Genomic DNA, 24375 nt, shown 5'->3' on the forward strand with positions numbered 1-24375 from the left:
ACCTCGTTAGTGTTGCTCATTATATCTCTAACAAAGTGTCCGGAATGATTAGACCATTACAGCCCTCTTTGATTAACTTTTTGAAAGAGGTGAGTATGTTACTTAAACGAGATATTGATGTACTAGCGGGAACATCTGAGGAATATCGAAGGGTACCGATTCAGGTTGAGGGAATAACCCCCCCACAATCAATCTCACAAGGCTGGCATCCTACCTCATGGCGTGATTTTCCTGCCAGCCAGCTACCGGAATATCCGGATGAGCGTTCCCTCCAGTACTACGAGCAGCTATTGCGGTTAAGCCCGCCGTTAGTACTGGCCACAGAGATCCGCCAGTTCCGCCAGCAGATGGCACTGGTCGCGGAGGGAAAAGCTTTTCTACTTCAGGGTGGAGATTGCGCAGAGTCTTTCGATGGCTGCCAGACTACAAATATCCGCGATCACAGCCTGACGATGGCACAGATGGCTGGCCTGATCCATGATGCCACCGCACTACCAGTGCTGAAAGTGGGGCGTATTGCCGGGCAGTTTGCCAAACCGCGCAGCCAACAGGAAGAGACACGTGACGAAGTGACTCTACCCAGTTTTCGTGGTGAAATCGTTAACGGAGCAGATTTTTCACGTCAAGGACGTACCCCTGATCCGCAGCGTATGCTCCGTGCCTACCACCATGCGGCCGCCACGATGAACCTGTTACGGGCGATGAACCAACCAACATTTCCTGACTACCCTGAGAAATTATTCTCCCCTGCGCCTACTGGCGTTGTTGAAATCGGTAGCACGGAGCACGACTTTCACCTACTGCAGCAAAAACTGTACTCTAGCTACCATCTTCATGTGCGCGAAGATTATGCCCACCGCCCACTATTTACCAGTCATGAAGCTTTGCTATTACACTATGAAGAGGCAATGACGCGTAAAGATACACAAGATGGCGCTTGGTACAACTGTTCAGCGCATATGCTGTGGCTTGGAGAGCGCACTGGCGATCCTAACGGTGCGCATATTGAATACTTGCGTGGGATCGCCAATCCTGTCGGTATCAAATGCGGGCCAAACATGACAACGGAACGGTTGCTAGCACTACTAGCAACCCTTGACCCTCACAAACAGCCGGGGAAAATCGTATTGATTACCCGGATGGGGGTCGATAAGGTTAACGAAAAACTCCCACCATTGCTGCGAGCAGTAAAAGCGAGTGGCCACCCTATTATTTGGGCGGTGGATCCCATGCACGGTAATACTCGTAGCACCCGCTTTGGATATAAAACCCGTAGCTTTGTCCACATCGTAGAGGAAACTCAACGTTTTCTTATGCTGTTACAGGACGAAGGGATACAAAGCGGTGGTCTACATATAGAAATGACTGGTGAGGAAGTAACAGAGTGTACCGGTGGGCTACAGCACATTGATGATGGCGATTTAGCATACCGTTATTTGACTCTGTGTGACCCTCGACTTAACCGAACACAGTCACTGGAATTGGCGTTCCTACTGGGAGCCGCGTGGCATGCAAAAATTGAGGAAATCAACGCCACAACCCTAAAATATCAGTCCACCTAACCCAGCAAACATCGTTTCAATTTTTTCAGTTCAAGATTGAGATGATAACGTCACTCTTGGGTGCGTTTTTTATTGGGATGACAGTCTGTCATGGATGACATCAGAGTAAGGCGCTTGCCCGGTAAGTTCAAAGTTGGTTGGCGCACAAAGCTAACATCTACATACCGGGGCGCCCAAAAACCGCCTTAACTCAACGTCAGCACCCAAGCTACGGAGGCTATATTGTTCGCAGAATGAAGTTGTAGTGGATCACTCATTCAGGACACTGAATGAAGCGCGGGAAATCATAGAGCGCTGGCTGAACGAATACAACAGCGAACGACCTCATGAATCCCTGAATAATTTGACGCCGAAAGAATACCGGCTGATGACTGAAAACACGGAGATCTCAAAAAGTACGTGGAACTAAAACGGGTGTGCTTACAGAAGTAACATCGATAGCCAAATTTAGTGTTCCACTTCACATAGATTAAATTATACGGCATAAGTTATGGTAAAGTTAATGTAGATTCTGAGATTAGGTAGACGTACTCGTTCACCAGTTAACAGACTCCAAAAACTATTAGCACTAAAATTATTCCCTAGCGTGACAACTTATTTTGTGATGATGAAATACAATTCAATTTAACATATAGCACACTGGCAGTGTTAAATATCAGGAAAGATAATGTTAGAAATTTTCGATGTCAGATACGACGAGTTGACCGATATACGGTCTGAGGACCTATATAAATTAAGGAAAAAGACGTTTAAGGATCGTCTTAACTGGGAGGTGAATTGCAGTAACGGCATGGAGTTTGATGAATATGATAATTCTGATACGCGCTATCTCCTTGGTATTTACCAAGGTCAACTAATCTGCAGTGTCCGTTTTATAGAACTTCACCTGCCTAATATGATCACCCATACTTTCAATGCACTCTTCGATGACGTGGTATTACCTAAAAGGGGCTATATAGAATCGAGCCGTTTCTTCGTTGATAAAACCCGTGCCAAGTTGCTTTTTGGGAGCCATTACCCCATAAGCTACTTATTCTTTTTATCGATTATTAATTACTCCCGACATAATGGATACACAGGTATTTACACTATCGTCAGCCGAGCGATGTTGACCATCCTTAAACGATCAGGCTGGCAGGTTGAGGTGATTAAAGAAGCACATATTACCGAAAAAGAAAGGATATACTTACTGCATCTCCCGATAGATCGGGACAATCAAGCACGGCTGCTTTTACAGGTTAATCAGCGTTTGCAGGATTCATGTTCCGTATTAAATACATGGCCTATATCGTTGCCCGTTATGCCAGAATCGGCTTAATAATTTCCAGCTCAACACCAAGCCTGATTGCCTGCTTCGCATTAATTACGCCCAACTTTTTTACCACATTTCCTATGTGATATTTTACTGTTCTGGGGGTGATATTTGTGATTATGGCAATCTCTTGATAGGTTTTTCCCATGCTGGCCCAGTAGAGTACTTCATTTTCTCGTGGGGATAGAATGGCTTTACCGGGCATACCTACCCCCTGACGTTCTTGGATATTCATATTTCTTTGACTCAGTGTAAGCATCTTTTCATGGGTTTCTATCAGGAGCATTTGTAGCCTGTCCCTATCATTCAACACTCTGCTTTCTACTTCATTCAGAGCACTATCGTCCATAATGAGTGACAACATCGCCAGATTATTCATTGTATCGTGCAGAACAAAAGTGAAACCATTAACAATGTTATATTTCTTAGAGAGTGTGAAAATTTTTGATAATTTCAGCTCAGAAAGGACCGTGATATTTTCATCCCAAGAGAATGGAGAGAACCGCCTGAAAGCTATCAGGACAACAGGATCTATATTCTGGTAATTATTAGTTGTATAGAGTTCAGCCCATTCATTTGGGTAGCTAGTGACAATAAAAATATCGCCTGGATTTTTTTTATTGATCACCATATAGGTATATTTAGGACTGTCGTAGATGGTGAGTTTTCTGTCGATATAATCACGAAGTGTTTCTATTACCTCATTACTCCTATTGAAAACAGAATGCATTCCTTTTCTCCATTTACTGTACTAAGGTGCAATTGGAAATTGCACCTTAGTACAACTACCGCCCCATACCAGTCCCCGTATAATGAATAGAGTAAGTTGATGTAAAAACCTAGCTACTTGAGTCAGGTGACAACAATAGTCCAGTCAATACCAGGGAAAAACCAAAAATAATAAAGGAAAATGCTACAGAAGTGCACTTGTTTCTGCAAGTAGAACTTCTGTAGCATTTAATATAATGTCCAATCTCCCCTCATTTTTTTACCAAATGTTCGGCAAAGAGTCTTCTTTCGATTATTTTCCTCTAGCTCCTTGTGAATTTCTTATCTGAGATCTATATCATTAATGAATTTTCCAAACTCAGTCAGTTTGTCTTTTAGCAATTGAATATAATACAGAACGTGAGTTGGACTCTCATCGTAAATAAACAATTCCCACTCAAAAAATATTGTGATTTTGGTGCGTAGATATGGTTTTAATTGATCAATTCAAAAGAAAAATATTGTCAGCCGCAATCGAAATCGAAATCATTCAAATATAGTTAGACTCTGCAAATTTTAGTGTCCGAAAATAATGAGTATAGAGCCTGTTCAACATTACCGCCATGCCAACCAGCAACAGCATCAATGAGTGGCAAGGATGCAACGCTGGCTTAATAGGTGCAACCAAATAGTAAAAACAACAGTAACGAATCTGCCAGTGGAAAAGGTGGCCCCGCTAATGCGGGCGATATTCCTGCCTATGATACGGTTTACCGGACAGCTCAGGCCACTGTACTGCGCCTTCCGTCAGTTCATACCGCCAGTGGTGATACGCTTCCCGCTAGCGAAAAAGCGTTGACAACTCAATATGTGGAAAACTTGATCGTTGATGATTTTCAACAGCTGGAGTTTTATGATGAAAAAACAGGTAACAAGCTGAAATACAGCCTTTTCATCCCCAAAAACAATAGATACAGAAAAAAGCCCTATTGATTATTTGGCATTTCGTGAAGGTACGGTTATTCCTGAGCGGCAATCCACCGAAGGTGCCAGTGGGCATCGCAATACCTGGCGAATTGCCTATACCATTTCCCTCATACGCGAATGGATTTTCAGACAATCGCGTTAGTCGATTGACGAGGGCTTATCCAACGCCGCACGCTTCTCCTTGATCGTTCGGCGGCCCTCCCCCCTCCACAAAGCGAAGATTTGTTGCGCATTAAAGCCGCTCTCAGGCCATGCATAATCAGAGAGCCTACCTTTAAGCAATAGATCATTTTGTCGAAACGTCCCTTCCCTATTATAAATTCAACACTAATACTTAAACTAGAAAGTTATCAGTGGCTTTATAAAAATAGATAAAGAAGAAACAATTATAAATAAATTCAAGAACATGTTCATTTAATTATGTTCGTTCTGAGTTACTCAACCTGAAGATAACCGAAGGGATATCTTAGATATTTCTGACACGTAAATGTTAACTGAAATATATAAATCAATGGAGTTTTATGATATGAAAAACAAAATAATGCCACAAGTTAATCGCGAGGAGCGCAGATCATTTTTACAAAAATCGATTGCTGTCGTTGCTACCGGTGTAGTGACTAGTGCATTCTCTGCTCCGAACGTTACATTAGAGAAAGATGCCAAGCCTCAACCTGGAACATGTACTTTATCTGTTGAACAAATGGCTGGCCCATATATTAAAAGCAATATGCCAATAAGAAGGAACATAGCAGAAAATGAAAATGGTGTGCCTTTACTCCTTAAAATAACAGTTATCGATTCAAATTCATGCCGCCCATTAGAATATTATTACGTTGATATATGGCACTGTAATGCTCGGGGGCATTATTCTGGATGGAGCTATGTTGACCCTGATAAAGAAGCACCAAGTGGAGAAGTTGCGAGTATCAACATGACCGATGATAAAAGTTTTTTAAGAGGCTCACAGGTAACTGATAGTAATGGACTTGTTAGGTTCACCAGTATCTGCCCTGGGTTTTATGCCGGGCGTGCTGTTCATATTCATTTTGCCATCAAGCCACCAAAAGCATCTCCTCAGGAGATGGATAAATATTCATTTATTAGTCAACTTTATTTCCCGGAAGAGTTCAATAGAGAAATAGAAGAACGGGCTGAATATTCACTTAGAAAAATCAATAGATTAATAAATAGTAATGATGAAATATTTAATGAAGCAAATGGTGAGAATGCAGTCCTCGCCGTGAGTAAAATCAATAAAAATGATATTAATGATGGTGTTTTGGCAGAGATAACGATAGCAATAAATAAAGATATCTTATCCAAGAGAATTGAACCCAAGGATATTTTAAAAATAACATAAACCCATTCAAATTTTTGTAACATTAAATCAATAGGTTATATTTTTATGAAAACGATTCCATCATACACCGAACCCATTTACAGCGAAGAAAACGGCTGGCTATAGAGTATGGCTTACAGCTCAAGGAAATAGGATGGCGGATATCACGATGCAACAGCCCCCTTTTTAGCACAGGCCATAAAAGTGCGTGCCCAATACACGCTCATCACCGCTAACTGCCCCCATGCCTGGCGCTGCCACAAAAGTTGCAGGGCAGACCGGTTATTCACCCACAGAATGTACCGGCGAAGGCTCGGGAACACAGACTAAAACAGTCCAAGAAAACATCCGCACCCCCAATTCACCATTTGGATTGTCCGATCCACCCAACCTGTTGTTTCCTTGAGGTTATTACACCAGAAAGGACATCAGCATGCTGAGCAGAGAGGACTTTTACGTGATAAAGCAAATGTGCCGACAGGGTGCGTATATCCTCACTGTTCAGGATCACGTTATTGAGTTTTGTCAGCCGTCTGAGGCGCTGTTTTGTAGCGCCTTATTACATTTTATTTTTACAGACCACCGAATGCGGTTAACCAGTCTTTCTCAAATTTCTCTACAGCAGCAGCTACTGCCGGGGCAGAAATAATCTGTTCTGCCACGTCAAGCGGCAAAGTGATCGACTCACATCCAGCCATGAGACATTCCAATGCCTGACGTGGAGTTTTGAAACTAGCCGCCAGCACTTTCGCTCCTGGTGCATGAAGGGTGAGCAACTGTTGTAAATCCTTAACGGTCTGAATACCGTCCCCCCCCTGAGCATCAACCCGGTTCACGTAGGGAGCCACATACTCAGCACCGGCAAGTGCAGACAATAAACCTTGAGCCGCACCATATACAGCAGTACCCAGTGTTGGGATGCCTTCCGCTTTTAGTAACTTGATGGCTGCCAGCCCTTCTGCAGTAACGGGTACTTTTACCACAAGATCATTAATTATTTTACGGAGCTTTTTCGCTTCCTCTACCATTTGTTCTGCACGAGGGGCCATAACTTGAGCAAAAAGACGCCCCTTCCCACCTAATGCTTCTCTGAGTTCCGGCAATACCACATCCACAGGTCTTTTACCGCTGGCAACAATACTGGGATTAGTTGTCACCCCTGCCAGTGGAAATACGCGCGCCAGACGTTTTACCGCAGCGACATCAGAGGTATCGAGATAAAGTTCCATTACTTGCTCCTGAGGAAAATTGTGATGGTTAGCAAATTTTTTTCAGTATATCGATAAACAGCCTCTTTTTATTGATTGAAGTCAAAGTTACTTTCTTTCGAAAGTCATTTAATCTTCATACGAAATGAAAGGGCGATTTTATGATTTTTAACATCCAGCGTTATTCCACACATGATGGCCCCGGCATCCGCACGGTGGTGTTTCTAAAAGGATGTTCCTTGGGTTGCCGCTGGTGCCAAAACCCAGAGAGTCGTTCACGCCATCAAGATCTCCTGTTCGATGCGAGATTTTGTCTCGATGGATGTGAGCTTTGTCAAAGAGCCGTACCCGAAGTGATAGAACGAACACTGAATGACCTGTTGATTTTCAGGGAAAAAATACAGCCAGAGCACATTACTATTCTGAAAGATTGCTGCCCAACTCAGGCGTTAACCGTCAGTGGAGAGGAAAAAGAGGTTGAGGACATTATGGCAACGGTCAGACGCGATAAAGCGTTTTACGATCGCAGCTCGGGAGGCATAACTCTCTCGGGTGGGGAACCATTTATGAATCCAACACTGGCGGAACAGTTGTTCTGTAAAAGCCATGCAGAGGGCATCCACACTGCGGTGGAAACCTGTCTGCATGTTCCATGGCGGTATATTGAACCTTCTCTGCCTTATATCGATCTGTTCCTTGCCGACCTGAAACATGTCGATGAAAAAAAATTCAGTGACTGGACGGGGGGATCTGCCAAGCGAGTACTGGATAACCTGCGCAGGGTTGCCGCGGCGGGTAAGAAAATGATTATTCGTGTTCCCCTTATTCAAGGATTCAATGCTGATGAGGAATCTATCAAAAAAATTGTTGACCTTACAGCAGATGAGCTTGGTGTCAGCGAAATCCATTTTCTGCCCTATCACACACTCGGCATGAATAAGTACCGGTTGTTGAACCAACCCTATTTCGCACCAGATAAGCCGCTGGACTGCCCGGAGTTACTGGCCTTTGCTCAGTCATACGCGCAACAAAAAGGCCTGAGGGCTACTTTAAGAGGATAAGATGATGACTACCCTGAAACTCGATACTTTAAGTGCCCGTATCAATGCCCATAAAAATATCCTGATACATATTGTCAAACCGCCAGTCTGCACAGAACGAGCGCAGCATTACACCCAGATATATCAGGAAAACATGGACAAGCCGATGCCGGTTCGGCGTGCTCTGGCATTAGCTTACCACCTGGCAAATCGTACGATTTGGATCAAACATGATGAGTTGCTCGTAGGCAACCAAGCCAGTGAAGTTCGCGCAGCGCCCATCTTCCCTGAATATAGCGTCTCGTGGATTGAAAAAGAGATCGATGACCTGGCGGATCGTTCAGGAGCGGGTTTCTCAGTCAGTGAAGAAAACAAACGGGTGTTACATGAGGTTTGCCCATGGTGGCGTGGCCAGACCGTACAGGATCGCTGCTACGGTATGTTTACCAACGAGCAAAAAGAGTTGCTGGCCACCGGTATTATTAAAGCCGAAGGGAACATGACCTCCGGAGATGCACATCTGGCAGTGAACTTCCCGCTGGTATTGGAAAAAGGAATAGATGGCCTGCGTGAAAAGGTAGCTGAGCGCCGTTCCCGCATAAACCTCACTGTATTAAACGATTTGCATGGTGAGCAGTTCCTGAAGGCGATTGATATTACACTGGAAGCCGTCAGCAACCATATCAAACGTTTTGCCGATCTGGCCCGAAAAATGGCGAAGGAAGAGACTCGCACTGAACGCTGTGCCGAGTTGCTCGCCATTGCCGAAAACTGCGATATTATTGCTCACGAACCGCCGAAGACCTTTTGGCAAGCGCTGCAATTGTGTTACTTCATTCAGCTTATCCTCCAGATTGAATCCAACGGCCACTCTGTATCCTTTGGACGAATGGATCAGTATCTCTACCCACTGTATCGCCGCGATGTAGAGCTTGAGCAAAATATCAGCCGTGAGCAGGCGATTGAGATGCTGCATTGCTGTTGGCTAAAATTGCTTGAAGTGAATAAAATTCGTTCAGGTTCCCATTCCAAAGCCTCTGCGGGTAGTCCGCTATATCAGAACGTCACCATTGGTGGCCAAAATCTGGTGAATGGTGAAGCCGTTGATGCCGTGAACCCACTCTCATACGTTATTCTCGAGTCCTGTGGCCGCCTTCGTTCCACCCAGCCCAATCTGAGCGTTCGTTATCATGCCGGAATAAGCGACGATTTCCTGGATGCCTGTGTTCAGGTGATCCGCTGTGGCTTTGGGATGCCAGCATTTAATAATGATGAAATCGTGATCCCGGAATTTATTAAACTGGGCATTGAACCGGAAGATGCTTATCAGTATGCAGCTATTGGTTGTATCGAAACCGCTGTTGGCGGCAAATGGGGTTATCGCTGCACAGGAATGAGCTTTATCAACTTTGCACGGGTGATGCTTGCAGCCATGGAGGGGGGGCGTGATGCTACCAGTGGGAAGGTCTTCTTGCCTCAGGAAAAAGCGCTCTCACAAGGCAACTTCAACCACTTCGATGAAGTCATGAAAGCGTGGGATACTCAAATTCGCTACTACACTCGGAAATCCATCGAAATTGAGTATGTCGTGGATACCGTTCTGGAAGAAAATGCCCATGATATTCTTTGCTCGGCGCTGGTTGATGACTGCATCGAACGGGCAAAGAGTATCAAACAGGGTGGAGCAAAATACGACTGGGTATCCGGCCTGCAAGTGGGGATCGCGAATCTGGGTAACAGTCTGGCTTCTGTGAAAAAACTGGTCTTTGAACAAGGAACGATTGGACAACAGGAGTTAGCGAAAGCCCTGTCAGATGACTTTGAAGGACTCACAAATGAGCAATTGCGTCAACGTTTGGTGAATGGCGCACCAAAGTATGGTAATGACGATGATACCGTTGATAATCTACTGGTGCGCGCCTATCAGACCTATATTGATGAGATTAAAAAATACCATAATCCGCGCTATGGCCGTGGCCCGATTGGTGGTAACTACTATGCAGGGACGTCATCCATCTCAGCTAATGTGCCGTTTGGCGCCCAGACGATGGCAACACCGGATGGACGAAAAGCAAAAACCCCGCTGGCGGAAGGGGCAAGCCCAGCCTCTGGTACAGATCACCTTGGGCCAACGGCCGTAATCAGTTCTGTGAGTAAACTGCCTACTGGTTCGATTCTTGGTGGGGTACTGCTAAACCAGAAACTCAACCCATCCACTCTGGAGAATGCCAGTGATCGTCAGAAGCTGATGATATTGCTGCGGACCTTCTTTGAGGTACATAAAGGCTGGCATATTCAATACAATATCGTGTCGCGAGAGACACTGATAGAGGCGAAAAAACATCCTGACCAATATCGTGACCTGGTCGTCCGAGTCGCAGGTTATTCCGCTTTCTTTACCGCCTTGTCTCCGGATACGCAGGACGATATTATTACCCGTACTGAACATACTCTGTAATTAGTGATAATGGCGTGGCAATATTTCTTGTTGCGCCATTTTTTCTTCATCTTTTGATTTTATTTTTCCATTTTGCCAGCATTGCTTCAGATAGTGTCTGATAGGCACTTAATGACTACTGCAATGATAACCATTCCATTAATTAGCAATTACTCAGATTTTCCCAGTTCATTCATTACGCCCATCCCTTGGACATATTTTCTTGGAAATAAAACATACCCTTATTACATTAATGGATAAAATGCATATTATCTTTCGATCGAAAATTAAATTTATTTCTAAAGAATTGAATTGTAATTTCTTATTTCCTTTTTTTTGTTTCTTATGGATAATGAATTCGAAAAGTTAGAGGTGTGTTCTTGTGAGTTTTTGGATCTTAATTTTAACATTTTGAGCATATTGACAGGGAAAATATGAACGCAAGACAACAATTGATACTACAAAACGTCATTGAAAAAGGAAAAGTCACTGTTGCGGAACTGGCTAAATTGACTGGAGTTTCAGTTGTTACGGTTCGTCAGGATCTTAATCATCTTGAGCAGAGAGATTATTTGCGACGTGTACATGGCTTTGCTGTCGCTATTGATACAGACAATGTTGAGACTCGGATGATGAGTAATTTTCATCAAAAAAAATGCCTTGCAGAGTATGCGGCCTCAATCGTTGATGATGGAGAAACCATTTTTATCGAAAGTGGTAGTACGAATGCGATCCTCGCCAGATTATTAGGCGAAAAGAAAAATCTAACGATAGTCACTGTCAGTTCTTATATCGCAAATTTACTTCGCAATTCCCAATGTGAAGTCATTTTACTTGGAGGCATCCTCCAGAAACGTAGCGAAAGCATGGTAGGCTCATTAACGCGCTTGGTGTTAGAACATGTTCATTTTAGCAAAGCGTTTATAGGTATTGATGGTTTCAGGTCTGAGACCGGATTTACCGGACGTGACATGTTACGTGCCGATGTGGTCAATTGTGCGTTGAATAAAGGGGCTACCAATATCGTACTCACCGATAGTACGAAGTTTGGCCAGATCAATCCTCACCCCCTTGGGCCGACACATTTAATCAGTCACGTTATTTCAGATGCGGGACTAAGCGAAGACTTTCGCCAGAAGTTACATGCACTGGGTATCAAAGTTACAATACCAGACCAAATTATAATGTAACGGTCAAATATAGCCTAGGGGTGTCTATTGAGGGAGTTTGAGGTGAGTAGACCCGCCGGTTACCCAGTCAGGCCCCTCCTCATTATTAGAGCCGGGCTTAGCCGCATTCACTTTTGATGCTAACTCTTGCGGTTTCCTACTCGATGCACAACTGTCTATTTGTGGAGCAAGCCTGGGAAATCATTGGTAGCTATTAGCCATCGTATCCCAATAGATAAAACTGATGGTTTTCGCAAACCAATTTTTATTTCCCGATAATACTCAATAGTTTAAGGTATATATAATAAATCAATATAGATTATTAATGAGGATAGTTTATTGTCGTTTTTGGAGATAAAATATGACGCCAATCTTAATTGCAAGGAATTAGTGAATACTCCCATTGAGTTCATATATATGTTCCTCGATAGCAACTGCACTGAGCGTTAGAAACGCTATCTTAACGCCCATAGATTAATTCTTGTAAAATAAATGATAATATCAATTATATTCGATTAAAGATAATCGCTCTCGCCTGTATAAATTCTGTAATTCATCAAGCTGACAGTATAGCGTGAAAACCTTATTATATAAGATAATGCCATCTTCTGTTAAGATAAGACCTTGCCCTTTTCTAATAAACAACTTAACACCCAGAGTATGTTCTAATTTTTTCAAACTTCTGCAAATGGGAGACCGCGTAACAAATAGCAACTCAGAAGCTTTACCTAACGACTTAACATTTGCAACCGTAATGAAATTCAATAATTCCTTTGAAATAAACACTATTACCTCCATATTATTACACATTGTTTATGGCTGCTGTAGGTAGTCCGTTAATAGTAAAAACCTTTCACTGCAACTTGTTTAAAACAAGCAAGGTCATTTTATTTATATTAATTATTACCTTAAGTGAAAAGTACATTAAAAATAGCCAATATTAAATGTAAAAATACCATCCTATAGAAAAATTCAGATTAACGATCATTAATTAAGCTATTAACATTGTGATATCATCTTATTCCAATGATTATCATACGAACATAATATAATCGTGTCACATCCACTCTAATCTGTCTCGTTCTAATTTTTAATTCTAATACCAATACCTTTAATAAAAACAACGACTGCATCACTACAATGACAACCAACAAGAATACTGACTTATTGAAAATCATTTAATTGGATAATTTTGTTCAGTGAAAAAATATTTAGGTTAAGATCGCCCCCATATTAAAGAGACGATTGATAAAGGCAGATCGTTTCCGAACTCTAACTTCCTGTTCATCACGACGTAACCAAAAATAAAATTACATAACTATATGCGGGATTTTTGCTCGATGTTGGCAGATAATGACTTGATCGGTGTCACTTCATCTTTTTTATCACTCAGGCTAATCGGCACGGTAATGCAATAATTAAGCGAAAGACGTGGCCGATTACCTAATGACTGCCAGAAGTTCCCCAAACTGTTCAGGTTTTCTTTGGGTGGAATAACCTGCGTGTAGGCTCCAGGAATACCTGTCAATTGGCGGTTGTTAATTAACGCATCCAGTACCTGAGACATGACCAATATTGCCTGATTGTCTGGCTGACTATCCGGGCTACTGGCATCTGTAGCCGGCCCGGTAGACTCCCAATACGTAATCAGATAATTGCACTTGATATTGACCCAACCGGGTAATAACCGCCCCGCTTCGGCATTAAACCCGCGAGACTCAGCGGAGCGAAGTTGTAGATCTTCGTGTATATCATAAAGAAATACACTTACCACAGCGTCAGACTGTGCGGCATCAACATCCGGTAAATCAAAACGAATAGCGACTTCGTTATTCAGATACTCACGCAACATAGTCTCCATGGCTTTATTCACTTCGACTATTGTTTTATATTTCGACATGCTAAATCCTCTAAGTTAGTTATAACTACTGAATGTTTAAAATGGTTCTATTTTAATTTCTCGCTAACTTTTCACTAAAACATTAAATGGCGAGTCGGCCTGTTTTGGCTAACTCACGCATTAAGGCAGCCTCGATATTAATATGACTAACTTCTTGATTTTCATTTTCTCCGGAAAAAAATGAGGCCAACAAGGCGATATTCCGGATATTAGCTCCAGTTATATTCGCTCTCTGAGCTAATTGACTAAAATCCACATCAGAGGAAACCTTAATGTTTTTTGGCCATATTTTTTGCCACATTTTATGTCGTAATGCCTCATCCGGATAAGTGAAACGTGTAATAAAGGTAAAGCGACGATTAAAAGCGCTGTCTAAATGATTGCGATTATTGGTAGATAAAATAACCAGACCAGGATAGCTTTCCAGGCGCTGTAACAGATAAGACACTTCAATATTAGCGTGTCTATCCTGAGCATCTTTAGTTTCGCTGCGTTTACCGAATAATGCATCTGCTTCATCAAAAAATAAAACGCCGGCGTCCAACTCCGCCAAATCGAAGATACGGGAGAGATTTTTTTCAGTTTCGCCCACATATTTATTAATTACCGTTGAGAGATCGACTTTGATTAAATCCACACCAATGGTATTGGCGAGCACTTCCGCTGCCATGGTTTTCCCCGTTCCTGAATCACCGTAGAATAGCGCACTGATCCCTATGCCGTAGCTAACCTTATCTTTAAAACCGCTCGCTAATACTTTTTCCCGATATTTAATTGCGGTGAAGATCTCGTGTAATTGTTGCATGATATTATCTGATACCAAGAGATCGCTTAATGTACGCTTCGGCGTAATTCTTTGCGCTAACTGACCAAAGTTCTGCTGGGTACGTAAATTTAATGCCTTTTGAATATCATATTGTTGCAATATATCCGCAGAGTTACGTTGTTGCTGATAGAGTTCTGCCTCCTGCAAAATAAGCGGTAAACTTTCCGGATTAAAGTTATAACGCTGGCTTAGCATGATGGGATCAATATCTGCTGAACGGTTATCTGGCAACTGGGTAATTAACAGTTGAATTTTTTCCTCATGAGTAAAGATCGGCATTTTTATTTGCAATGTTGGCGTTTTTTTTAGCCATAGTGGTGGAGAATACGGTTCAACCAAGCAAACTACCCTTAATCCCGGCTGGTTCAATAATTCGGATAAGGACTCAAGTAGTGAGGTATTCGTCTCCATCAATGCGCCCAGGTTGCGTATTACCATACCCGCTCCCCACATCCTGGCTTCCCGCAGCAGGTGTTTTAACCGTACTAATATTGCATTGTCATCGTTCTCAGTACATTTCCCCATATCAACCAACAGAGTCTGTCGATTTTCTGATGCAAAGATATTAGCGACAGTATAAGCCCTGGCACTCCCCATCATTCCTCGCAGGAATACAACCGGACGAGGTTCAATACCCTCAGTTAATAACACCGCTTCCAGCGATTGTTTTAAGCTTGCAGGATAAAAGGGCAGTGCCGATGGCGCTGACCATTCAGCACACTGTGTTAATGCCGGAGCCAGATAATGATGCCCAAGTAAAAAATGGTAAACACCACTATCGGCAATAAAAGTGGTTTGGCTCCATGCCAGGTTTTTTTTATTGCTATCAATCGATATTAGCTGACAACCGATCAAAGGTGCCCGGTGTAAGAAGCTGGCTTGCTGCGCCCGCTTCTCCATTTCTGAATAACAAAATAAGTCTAATGCCAATGAAAAACTGGGTAGCTGACTTTGTTGTTCCCCTTGAATCAAAGAAAACAGCCCATAATAGCGCTTATCAAAATGAGGTAATAAACCCAATAACAAGGTGTCTCGCTCAAAGTCAGTGAGTTTAAAGCGGTTAATCAGGCTAGTTAAACCTTCTGCCACCGCTGAATGTTTATTTCCCAGGGGGATCTTTACCGTCTGCGTGACTGCCGCCCAATGAGGTTTGCCAATGGGTTGGTTAATTCGCGCGGTTACCTCTTCTTCGCTTAACAAAAACTCATTAAACAAATCGTGTCGCGGTTTGTCGAGGCGATAACAATAATCCTGCAAAGCAAGATCTATGCGTTCCAGTTCGCGAAATAGCAGCGATAATTGGCACTCGTTATGCTGATTAAAGACAGGCTGAAAGTCTGAAGAGAGTGTCATATATTTACTCGGCTAGGAATATTAAGTGGAATACGTTATAGCCATTGAATACTCAATGGTTGTTGCAGCCAGTTAAAACAGGCCATATTCATCGGCCACGGCCAGGTATTGATCAACGCATCATAAGCTTCTGGGTTAACCCCAATCGCCACCGCACCATCAAGCCAAATAATTTCGCCTGGGCGCTGGAGAAATAGAGTACGAATATCTTTGGCCCCCATTCGTTTCCAGGCGGGAAGCTGCTGTCGGATTTTTTCTAACCATTCTCTGATCAAGACTTTTTGTTCCGCCGCCGGTGTACGCCATGCCGTATCGAAATGAATGGGTAAGCCACAAATCACTTTATTCAAGGACAGTCGCCCGTCAGATATTTCGTCATCCCCCCAGATGAGCCAATCAAGCAAACATACCGCCTCTATCTGTGCTTGCTGATGAATAAACACCTGCTTTTCTAACAAATCAAAAACGCTAAAAAATGTTGATAGCAGTGGCCAAAAAATCAAACAGCCCGCATTGCTAACCGCCAAAACCTCTCCTGATCTTAGCGTAGTGACAAGGCTAGAATCTGAGATATCTATTTCTACTCCATGGGTTAAACCTGACACGGCTGATGGCGTTTTTTGTGGCAGCCATTTTGGCTGAGTCGATATAGCTTCAGGGTTATCCTTTGCCACTGCACTTTGGTTGCTAAAATAGTGCTCCGCCGCAGTAATTAATTGTGCTGACGTAACTATTGATTCATGGCTGAGTTGCGCTGCCATAGCGATTGACCCCAGGCTATCTTCGGCCAGTAAACAGCATAGTGCCTGCTGTGCCGCCGGTGGAAGAATCATCGCCAAACGCCGCTGTCCCAACGGTTTTAAGCAGTGTTTTGCCAGCATGGGTAACCACTGCGGTGGTTGGCGATGGATGTGGTGCCAGAGATCCTGCGTCATCGACCTGCTGTTGCCGGTATCCATGGGGGAGCGCGGATTTAATGCCGCTGGCCAGTCACCTTGTTGTAAATAGTGATCAACCGCAGCTATCAATGCCTGCCCTCGCACTGGCCCAGGAAAGGGATCCGCTAAGGACTGCTGTTCAGATTGAACGGATGTTCTATTTTTTACATTATGGCTCCCGAATAACCCCCCGGGTTGCAGGCTGACTTTATCGGATGAAAACGTAGGTTTAGCGTCATAATAGGCTGATAATTCTTTTTCTAATGCTATGGCTAATTTATCCGCCAGTTGGGTTTCAAATACGTTACTTTTGATGTCCCCCAGGTCCAGAGTAATACAACCGAGGAATAAATCAGCTTTCCTATTTAATGTAAGCTTGTGGACTTGCCCTTTAATAATCTCACTTAGTTTCTCATGGAATAAATGAGAAATTTGTGAAATTAACTTATCACTACTAATGCTAAAAGTTTCAATGACTATTTTATTTTTATGTACTAGAGATTTCATTGGAAGCTTAGATTGATTCATTGAGTAAGCTTACCTCACATATGAGTTTTTATAAATATGTAGCAATGAGTCTTTCTACGCTCATTGCTATTAACTAACAGTCAAATCATGCTTTCATAATAAAAGCCAAAAGATAATAAGGCGGCACCATATTCACTGAATGGCCATGAGCTGGTTCTACGATGGAAATATTATGAGTATGCTCCTCACCCTTACCGGATGTTGACGTCTCAAATAGATAAGCCATAACATCTCCTCCATTATTTTTGTCATATGAAATCACATTATCGATGGTATTCTTAAGCATGCTTCTTTCTTTATTTTCCATAGTTTGGCTATAATAATTTGAGAAACCTAGATTTTGGTAATATCTCATTCCATCATAATGAGAATGCTCAGGTAATTGTTTGGTATTTAAAGCCATTGGCATCACCGTCGCGTCAACACCTGTTTTTACTTTAGTTGTCAATATTTCATATTGTTTACTTGCCCTCTCACCGGATAATTTATCAGTGCTGCCACCGCTATCTTCGGCGTTGATTGTAGTGCTCCCGGCAATAAATCGGTCCCTCAAATCCGGTGTATTATTGGTACCATCACAAAACAACCAACCTATTGGAACGATACTGCCTGAAAACATCAGAATCATTCCTTTTTGGAAAGCGAATTCCTCTGTTATACGGATACCCTCAGTGGTGACTTCCATCCCTCTGCCGGGTTTAGCCGATAAGCCACTACTATCCACCGCTAACCCGCTGATAGTTTTTAGCCTTACTGACAAACGCTCTGTACTGTCCAATTGTAGCCCGACGCCGGGGCCGGGGCCTGGGTCTCCTTCTTCCCTGGGGGCCAAACCAACCGCTTTACGCCCCACATCCGCAATATCAATTAATTGGTTAAAATCTGTTTGCAGGGGAATACTGCCCTCTTTAAACCTTTCTTTTAAATGATCCGTTGTTATCTCTATCGCTGCTCCCCTCTTTAATACTTTCTGTTCTTGGTCAGTGCTTAAAATATTCGTATCTTTCATGCTTAACTCCATAAATAAGTTTAATAGAATTTAATTAATAGGATGGGCTATTCATCACGTTCTTGTGGTATATAGTACAATTCATTCTGAATTATCATGTTTTCATTCCACTGGTTCTCCTCGCTACCAACAACGTCGGTGCGCTGAGCCTCGGTAGCAATACGCATAGTACCAATACCCGTTGTACCAGAGGGCATTTTCCCTAACGTTAGACTTTCCAGAATAGAATAAGAGGTATCACCCAATGGGGTACCATTATTCTGCCAACGTTGATAAGTACTGCCGAAGTTTAAAAACTGATTGTGCCCCATCCAATGGATGATCATAGAAATATGGGCGGGTAATTCAGTGATAATAGTATCTTTAACCCACTTCTCTAATTTATACGGGTCCACGTTGGGTGATTCAATTAAGTCACTATTCATCACCGCGCTAATGACAAATGAGAATCGGTCAGTACGCCCATATTCATCACCAGAGAAATGCCAATGGTAACGCCAATCATCTTTAAGACTGGGGAAATCTAAAGTGGAATTATCCTGACGTTCAACCACCAGCGTACCTTGAATACGATCAAAGCTGATCACCTTGGCGTAAAGCTGCGGCGTGGCTTCCCGCACCCTATTGCCCAGGCCAAGGTTGTTGGTTAACGTTATTTCACTTCCTACCCTAATCAGGCTCGGGAAGGGGGTCTGCGGGGTTCGGGTTAACCGCCGCTGATTATTCGGCAGTTGCTCCTGATCACTGGCATAGGCTAAGCGGTAGCTCATATCCTCTAACCACACTGGGCTATTTTGCCAAGCCAACCTGCCAGCATTCGCCACCGCTAATACCCGCTCTAAGTTGTTTTGCAATTGTGTACTGTTATTGGTATCCAGCCAGAAACTATCACCCTGGATCTTAACAATCATTTGCCCACGTAAAATGAACTTATTGTCGTCCGCATCCCCCTCATACAACACCAGATTGACGACTTGCCCTTGCGTCAACTTATCGTTAATACCTGTTTGGGTTATCACCAGAGAGTGTTGACCATTATCTCCATCTTCGATCCGCACCGAAGATGGCTGTTGTTCACCATCAAACTCTGCGTTGGGTTTGATAGGTAACAATGCGCGGTGTTCAATCAGATAGAAAGGCAACTCGCTTAAATTGGGCTGTAAATGAAATAATTTCTTGCCCAATCCCATGCGGGCAGCAATACGTTTTTGTAACGGTGACACCTGGTCAACACGAATATTATCGCGATGGTAGGTTAATACCGTCTGCTGCGCCAGGTAGCCTTGTTGCACGGCAAGGAAATCATCGGCATTGATGGTAAAGGTATTTGGCGCTCGTTGCGTAGCAAAATAACCTAACAGATAATTGATAATATTCAGTTCCTGTTCAGTATCTTGCGCAACTCCCTTCATCCAGTTTTTTAAGTTTATGGCATAAGTTTGATGAGCTTCATCATTCACGGAGCCCGCTTTAAAGGGCCACTGTTCCCCCCATACCCGGGTACCTGTACGTTGAAAAGCCAGTAGTTGTGGCAACATAGCTAACTGTTGGCAACCATTCGCCAGTAATTGCTCAAACGGCAGCATAAATTGATGCAGTGCCCGTAAGCGTTCTGACTCAGGCAGCGTCGACAATGACTGTTGTAAACCGTAGTTCGGCGGCAACGTATCACTGACCGGATAATAGCTACCCACATCACGGTGTTGACCATAACCTAAGATAACCGGTAGATTTTGGATAACAGGTACATGGGGCAGGTTGTCAATAATCTCCTGTTTAGTGGCCGTAACGTTGATCCCCCCTTTAACCATCACCTGCAGAGGCCCCTCAGGTTGTACCAATTGGTTAATCGGGTCCACTCCCCACAGTTGTGGATAATACCCAGCGCTCATTTGCCATGACCAGGCTTCATTCGCAACAGGCGTGATTTGAGCATTATCGTCACTGCTACCCAGCATCATGCGGCTAACATTTTTGACGCCGTCAATGTCCAGCAACCTATTAACTAGCTGGCTCAAATTAAGGGTGACGCCTTCGGTATAATCCTGGCCTGCCGGTAATTCAGGGATCCAGCCATGTTTCAACTGCGGCCCTTCAAAAATATCATCGTTGCTCATACCCTGTTGTTGCAGCGATTCCGGGCTGTAACGCAATGCTCTGGGCATCAGATACTGTTCTACCTTGGTATATACATTGGCAAATACACTGGGGATATTCTGAATATCATCATCCAGTTCAATATCCAGTAAAAGTGGAAAATCAACCGGCTTCAACCAGATAATGTGACTGACCGACTCACCAATATTGCGGTTTTCCGCCAAAAATTCGCTGAGCTGCTCTTTCGCTGTAGCAAGATTAAGTTGAGTTTGGCGAGTAGGCTCCAGATACAACCAGTAATTACCCCGTAGGGTGAGCTTTTCCGCATCATCAGTGCTGGCAAAGCTGTATTCTCTTTTCTCCGCGTCATACCAATAGGTGTAACGCTGGTCTTCCGGTTCACGTACTAATTGCACATTCCGGAATAAAAAATCGCCGTCATCATGGGCTGTTTCTGCCGGCCAATCACTACTGTGTAAATCCAGCAGTGCCCTTCGGTAATCATCAGCGGTGATCGGGCCACAGGTTAGCGCACGGTGTGGGCCAAACTCTGCGGGGAAAACCCCCCCACCTTGCTGTCGGGTAGATTCTGGTGTGAGTAAATCTTGTAGCGGCAGTGTATGACGGTAGGCTAGATCAGAGGCCCCGTAACTGAACCCCTCAAGCATTGTCACCCCAGGGTCATGCTCTGTGGTATCCGTCCACAACTTCCCTGCGTGCTCTTCCACCACCTGATGAGCCTGACTCACTAATGTGTCGAAATGAATATCCTCTTTAACGAGGTGAAACAGTGGATCCTGATTACTCATGGTTTTTCCCTCGGCGTTGCGCTATGTCATCGTCTTTCCAGACCAGAACCAGCACCTCGTTATCTTCTGCATTCACCGATGCCGTCTCACTGGGGCTAATAATCGTATCTTCCCGTTGTAAGGTCAGATGAGTGACTCGCTCAACCAGTGGGTGTTGCTGGATCGTTGCCAGCAGTTGAAAGTAGCCAATGTTATTGTTCATAATCACCGCTCGCTGCTCGCTGCTACTCCAGGGCATGTATGTTTCACTCAGGCTTTGCCGTAGCTGGCGATAGCCAAAATCTGGGTTAACGCCCGAGGTGAAAATCACCTGATAATTGATATACACATCGATATAACTCGGATTAGTAACGGTAATAGAGGCCCAAAGCGAGTCCCGCTGTTCCAACCAGTCGGCCATTTCCGCTAGCCGAGCGGGGTTAAGCACCGGACGTAAAGCGTCATCGCTATCGCTATAATGGTTAGCCGGGATCACCGTCAGTTGTTGTTGCTCTGACGCTGACACCTGGGTTAATTCATCATGAGTGGGGTATTTAACGTCAAAAATGCTGATATAACGCGCTTTTAACAGGGTGGCCATATTGCCCCAAGTCAGCGCTCGGTTACGGTGCGAGAGACGTTGGGCCTCACGGTCAAAGAACTCACCATGAGATTCCGCCATCCGCCCACCCCATGATGCCCAAGGCTGAACCACAGAGGACACCTCCGGAATAGGTTCAACAGTTCGTTGGATAGACTCGGCAGATAAAGCGGGTAAAAAATGGCTATCGCTGATGGTCGTGGCATTGATCAGCGTTGCCGTCATCGCGTTATAGATAACACCTTGTAATAGCGGGTAGTTTCTCCAACTGCCTTCTTGAGCAGGCACACTAACCACCCCTTTTAGCCAATAACGGTCAGTTGGCATTTGGCTCGCCTGATTGGCCGCATCTGCAGGTAGAACCAGGCTCCAACCTCCATCCTGATACAGATTTTGAGTACCATCGTCTACCCAGGCATTTAAAGCGGCCCACTGGTTACTTTGATTGAGGTAATACCAGTCAACCTTAGGTTGCATTGGGCTTTTTAACTTCCAATACAACGAGAGTGTCTGGCCGGGTTCTATATCAGCGAAACCTAAATAAAGAGAGGGATCTTCCTGCGCCGGTTCAGCGCTCAGGCTGTAACCAAACGGCGTTAAATAATATAAGTCAAAAAGGATATTCGCAGCTGTCGCTGTTTTTACTTCGGGTAGGCTATCAACGCCCTCTACCGGGCGCTGCTCAACGCTGACGGTTACCACCTTTGGCAATTGCTGGCCTTTCGCCACTTGTAACCGCAGGACCGGTTGCTCAAAAATGAGACCATCAAGATTATCAGGAGCACTGATTGCCGGTTCCTGATCGGAAAGCGTGAATGTTACCTTAGGCGACGTCACCACCGGCGTTAATGCCAGCCACCGATCACCGCTACTGATTTCTACCGAGGCAAATTGCGAAGCGGTAACGGGTTGCGCAAAGGCCAGAGTAATAACTCTTTCGCCTTCGGCCATTGCCAGCAGTGCGGCCTGGATCAAACAGCCATTAACGACAGGCCGCTCCCCTACAGTTTCACTGAATAATCGGATACCCGTAGCCGGTAATTCAACTTGATCTTGAACATCTAACGGGGCCGCGATGAACCATTGTTCAGATTCATCTTGCCGTAACCAACGCAGATCACTGATATAACCGCGGTTGGCCAGCAAGCTGGCATCCAGTGCATAGTGTAATGGATTACCTAGCGCATCTTGACCCGCCTCAAATAAGGTCTCTTTCACCAGCAATTTTTCAGTCACTGTTGGATTTAATGCAATAGACAGGGCGACCTGATCGGGTTGTGCCTGACGGGAGGATAAACCTAATAGATCCCGATAATACAGACTTCGGTGTGCCCCAGGTAAGATATTTAATAATGCCCTAGGCGTTTCCAGAATTTGCAAAATAGCCAATATAAAGGCTTGGTGGGGCAGTAATTCCCCATCACTATCAGTTTCCGCCAGATATAATTTAGCCAGTTTTTCTGGCTCATTTTCACACATAAAGAAAAAATCATCCCAAAATCCACCATCATTATTAAAAGGGATGTTATGAGTATATTCTTTAATGGCTTCAAGTAATTTAAAACTATTTCTATTATCCAATTTGAAATTGGAATATGGCACTAACTCTGACAATTTATGATTTAGTTCAATTAATTCCATAATATCACCTGTGTTTTTAGAGCACAGAGCACCCTCAGCGAATAAACCACTATTCACTCCATTTTTAATGCTGTTGATTTAGGCTGCTAACTTAATTAACAGTGGCAAAATTTTGTTGAGTAATAAAACGCCCTTTTCCTGACGAATCGAGGGTATTATCTGGCTCGATATTGGGAGACGTTGCTGGAGCCTCCACTAAAAATGTTGCGGTAAATTGTTGCCCTTTGACAATCAAGGGCGCACCGCTGGTACAGTGTCGAACCTGTTGGCTGCTGTCCAATGAACTGATGGTAACCGTACCCGAGCCTGGAATTACGTGGGTATTAGTTGTATAAGTTGCTGGAATTCGCACATTTTTTTCATCACCTAAAATGCAAGTTTTTTTCCCATTTATCTGCGCATGGCCAGTACCCCTTATTTTCCCTGGGCTGATAACCGTTACCGAACGAGCGCCAAACATAGGCTCAAACATCAACAAATCCCCGTCAATCACAATAGCTTCACTCATGCCACCTCCGCAGTTTTCCCCTCAGCCAAAGCAAGCGAGCCTTGAATTTTCTGGTTAATTTCACTACCGCGTAAACGATAAGCAACCCGCATCTGTAACGTATTACTTCTATTGAGAGACTGACTGACCTGAATATCCGTAATATCAGCCCTGGTTTCGTAACGTAAAATGCCGTCTTGTATACGTGACTCAATTTCAGCTATCAATTCGTTACGGATATTTTCAAACATAAAATCATTCAATCCACAGCCATAATCTGCTCGCATCAGGCGCTCTCCTGGCTCGGTGCTGAAGAGAATTTGCAAACTTTGCCGAACATCCTCCGCACCTTCAGCCATCACTGCGCCCTTTTCCAAGGAAAACAGCGGTGGAAAAGCCCAACCTCGACCATAGAGTTGTGTCAGTATTTGGTTTTCCATTTATC

At 43.9% G+C, this 24375-nt stretch carries 18 protein-coding genes and 1 pseudogene; 8 read left to right on the forward strand and 11 right to left on the reverse strand.

Annotated elements, in window-relative coordinates:
- Nucleotides 1-95 precede the first annotated feature (95 nt).
- The 3 genes from AC971_RS17320 (at nt 96) to AC971_RS17325 (ending at nt 2880) form a co-directional block, all read left to right on the forward strand.
- Complete coding sequence (locus tag AC971_RS17320) at nt 96-1562, forward strand: 3-deoxy-7-phosphoheptulonate synthase (protein WP_025381256.1); 1467 nt, start codon at nt 96-98, stop codon at nt 1560-1562.
- A 244-nt stretch (nt 1563-1806) separates the two neighbouring features.
- Nucleotides 1807-1971 carry an integrase core domain-containing protein gene (locus tag AC971_RS23360; protein WP_080985291.1) on the forward strand — a complete coding sequence of 55 codons (165 nt, stop codon included), beginning with the start codon at nt 1807-1809 and terminating at the stop codon, nt 1969-1971.
- Between the two features lie 258 nt (nt 1972-2229).
- Nucleotides 2230-2880 (forward strand): acyl-homoserine-lactone synthase, encoded by a 651-nt coding sequence (locus AC971_RS17325; RefSeq protein ID WP_025381257.1) that lies wholly within the window; start codon nt 2230-2232, stop codon nt 2878-2880.
- Here the strand turns inward: AC971_RS17325 and AC971_RS17330 are convergent.
- Entirely contained in the window at nt 2861-3604 is a 744-nt protein-coding gene (locus AC971_RS17330) for a helix-turn-helix transcriptional regulator (protein WP_025381258.1), read from the reverse strand. The genes AC971_RS17325 and AC971_RS17330 overlap by 20 nt on opposite strands.
- Before the next feature lie 620 nt (nt 3605-4224).
- On the opposite strand from AC971_RS17330, the pseudogene AC971_RS17335 reads away from it, so the two are divergent.
- Together AC971_RS17335 and AC971_RS17340 are read left to right on the forward strand one after the other, a co-directional pair.
- Nucleotides 4225-4711: pseudogene (locus AC971_RS17335) on the forward strand (hypothetical protein); the annotation flags it as partial.
- A 384-nt stretch (nt 4712-5095) separates the two neighbouring features.
- Complete coding sequence (locus AC971_RS17340) at nt 5096-5929, forward strand: intradiol ring-cleavage dioxygenase (RefSeq protein ID WP_025381260.1); 834 nt, start codon at nt 5096-5098, stop codon at nt 5927-5929.
- Nucleotides 5930-6480: 551 nt separating this feature from the next.
- Here AC971_RS17340 and fsa read toward each other — a convergent pair.
- The gene (gene fsa / locus AC971_RS17345; RefSeq protein ID WP_025381261.1) at nt 6481-7137 is read right to left on the reverse strand and encodes a fructose-6-phosphate aldolase; all 657 of its coding nucleotides are present in this window, start codon (nt 7135-7137) and stop codon (nt 6481-6483) included.
- Nucleotides 7138-7277: 140 nt separating this feature from the next.
- Here fsa and AC971_RS17350 point away from each other — a divergent pair, with 140 nt between their 5' ends.
- The 3 genes from AC971_RS17350 (at nt 7278) to AC971_RS17360 (ending at nt 11783) form a co-directional block, all read left to right on the forward strand.
- Nucleotides 7278-8177 carry a glycyl-radical enzyme activating protein gene (locus tag AC971_RS17350; protein WP_025381262.1) on the forward strand — a complete coding sequence of 300 codons (900 nt, stop codon included), beginning with the start codon at nt 7278-7280 and terminating at the stop codon, nt 8175-8177.
- Between the two features lie 4 nt (nt 8178-8181).
- Nucleotides 8182-10614 carry a formate C-acetyltransferase/glycerol dehydratase family glycyl radical enzyme gene (locus AC971_RS17355; RefSeq protein ID WP_025381263.1) on the forward strand — a complete coding sequence of 811 codons (2433 nt, stop codon included), beginning with the start codon at nt 8182-8184 and terminating at the stop codon, nt 10612-10614.
- Nucleotides 10615-11027: 413 nt separating this feature from the next.
- A complete protein-coding gene (locus tag AC971_RS17360) occupies nt 11028-11783 on the forward strand; it encodes a DeoR/GlpR family DNA-binding transcription regulator (RefSeq protein WP_025381264.1) in 756 nt (251 codons plus the stop codon).
- A 480-nt stretch (nt 11784-12263) separates the two neighbouring features.
- On the opposite strand, the gene AC971_RS25805 is transcribed toward AC971_RS17360, so the two are convergent.
- From AC971_RS25805 to AC971_RS17405, 9 genes are all read right to left on the reverse strand, one after another.
- Nucleotides 12264-12572 (reverse strand): LysR family transcriptional regulator, encoded by a 309-nt coding sequence (locus tag AC971_RS25805; protein ID WP_038401997.1) that lies wholly within the window; start codon nt 12570-12572, stop codon nt 12264-12266.
- A gap of 508 nt (nt 12573-13080) precedes the next feature.
- A complete protein-coding gene (locus tag AC971_RS17370) occupies nt 13081-13662 on the reverse strand; it encodes a Pvc16 family protein (RefSeq protein WP_025381266.1) in 582 nt (193 codons plus the stop codon).
- 82 nt (nt 13663-13744) lie between these two features.
- A complete protein-coding gene (locus AC971_RS17375; protein ID WP_025381267.1) occupies nt 13745-15841 on the reverse strand; it encodes an ATP-binding protein in 2097 nt (698 codons plus the stop codon).
- A gap of 35 nt (nt 15842-15876) precedes the next feature.
- Entirely contained in the window at nt 15877-17307 is a 1431-nt protein-coding gene (locus tag AC971_RS17380; protein WP_025381268.1) for a contractile injection system tape measure protein, read from the reverse strand.
- 85 nt (nt 17308-17392) lie between these two features.
- On the reverse strand, nt 17393-18316 hold the full coding sequence (locus AC971_RS17385; protein WP_025381269.1) for a tail fiber protein: 924 nt from the start codon (nt 18314-18316) through the stop codon (nt 17393-17395).
- A 47-nt stretch (nt 18317-18363) separates the two neighbouring features.
- Nucleotides 18364-21222, reverse strand: a complete 2859-nt coding sequence (locus tag AC971_RS17390) for a hypothetical protein (protein WP_025381270.1) — start codon at nt 21220-21222, stop codon at nt 18364-18366.
- Nucleotides 21215-23443, reverse strand: a complete 2229-nt coding sequence (locus AC971_RS17395) for a baseplate J/gp47 family protein (RefSeq protein ID WP_025381271.1) — start codon at nt 23441-23443, stop codon at nt 21215-21217. The genes AC971_RS17390 and AC971_RS17395 overlap by 8 nt, the downstream gene beginning before the upstream one ends.
- Before the next feature lie 91 nt (nt 23444-23534).
- A complete protein-coding gene (locus AC971_RS17400; RefSeq protein ID WP_025381272.1) occupies nt 23535-23951 on the reverse strand; it encodes a hypothetical protein in 417 nt (138 codons plus the stop codon).
- Nucleotides 23948-24370: a GPW/gp25 family protein gene (locus tag AC971_RS17405; protein WP_025381273.1), complete on the reverse strand. Its 423-nt coding sequence runs from the start codon at nt 24368-24370 to the stop codon at nt 23948-23950. Before AC971_RS17405 ends, AC971_RS17400 begins: the two co-directional genes overlap by 4 nt.
- Nucleotides 24371-24375 lie beyond the last annotated feature (5 nt).

Source organism: Yersinia similis (assembly GCF_001053095.1).
GTDB classification, from domain to species: Bacteria; Pseudomonadota; Gammaproteobacteria; order Enterobacterales; family Enterobacteriaceae; genus Yersinia; species Yersinia similis.